Source organism: Streptomyces viridosporus (assembly GCF_002078235.1).
Classification (GTDB): domain Bacteria; phylum Actinomycetota; class Actinomycetes; order Streptomycetales; family Streptomycetaceae; genus Streptomyces; species Streptomyces viridosporus.
On sequence record NZ_MSGP01000972.1, the window covers coordinates 1 to 1,062 of the forward strand.

Annotated in this window: 1 protein-coding gene and 1 pseudogene; one reads left to right on the top strand and one right to left on the bottom strand. The window is 75.7% G+C overall.

Annotated features, from left to right (window positions below; all coding sequences use genetic code 11):
* Positions 1-545 (top strand): M48 family metalloprotease (locus B7L92_RS38980; protein WP_159461102.1); only part of this gene is annotated, 545 nt, incomplete at its 5' end.
* Between the two features lie 194 nt (positions 546-739).
* Here B7L92_RS38980 and B7L92_RS38985 read toward each other — a convergent pair.
* Positions 740-1,062: pseudogene (locus tag B7L92_RS38985) on the bottom strand (ribosome small subunit-dependent GTPase A); the annotation flags it as partial.

Here is a 1,062-nt window from a genome sequence, read left to right on the forward strand (position 1 = left end):
GGCACCCCCGGGACACCGAGCTGATCGTCGCCGCGTCGCCCGTGCCGCAGGCGTTCGCGATCCCCGGCTCCCCCGGCCGGATCCTGGTCACCGCAGGGATGCTCGGCGCGCTGCGGCCGGTGGAGCGCCGGGTGCTGCTCGCCCACGAACGCGCCCATCTGACGCACCGCCACGCGCTGCTGGTTACCGCGGCGACGCTGGCCGCGGCGGCCAATCCGCTACTCTCCCCGGTGCGGTCCACAGTCGTCTTCCTCGTCCAGCGCTGGGCGGACGAGCGGGCCGCGGCAGCGGTCGGTGACCGCGCCACCACCGCCCGCGCACTGGCCCGGGCGGCGCTCACCGCGGGGCGGGCGAAGCCGTCCTGCGCGCTGCACTTCACCGACCGCGCCGTCACCCGCCGGGTCGCCGCGCTCCAGTCCGCCCCGCCCCCGCACCTGCGGTCCGTCGCCGTGGCCGTCCTCGCCCTGCGCGCCCTGCCGGCGCTGGGCGCCGCCGACGCCACCGGCGACCTGCTGCGGCTGCTGAGCCACGTCCTGCCCCACTGACAGTCCTGCCTCACTGACAGTCCTGCCTCACCGGCAGACCCTCGCCAAGGACTCCGGCGGACGTCCGGCCGCCGGGCCGCGAGCCGTGGGCTGTGGGCCGGTCCGTCACCGGATGTTCGGCACTTTCATCCGCCACTGCGGCAGCCGGGGCCACCGCACTCGCGGTTTTCGGACGTCGAACCCGGTCCCGGTGGCTACCGGACCCGGCCGCGCTTGGCCTGCATGGCCGCGCGCCCCTCCGCGCCCTTGCGCTTCCAGTCCCGAAGGATCTCGGCGCGTACCCGGGCATCGGTCTTGGCCACGATCCGCTGGTTCTCGCGGATCAGCTTGCGGTAGCTCTCCAGCCGCCGCTCGGGCAGGGCTCCGTCCTCCAGGGCACCGAGGACGGCGCACCCCGGCTCGGCCTCGTGGGCGCAGTCGTGGAACCGGCACTGTTCGGCCAGCTCCTCGATCTCGGAGAACACTTCCCCGACCCCGGTCCCGGCGTCGTAGAGGCCGACGCCGCGCAGCCCGGGGG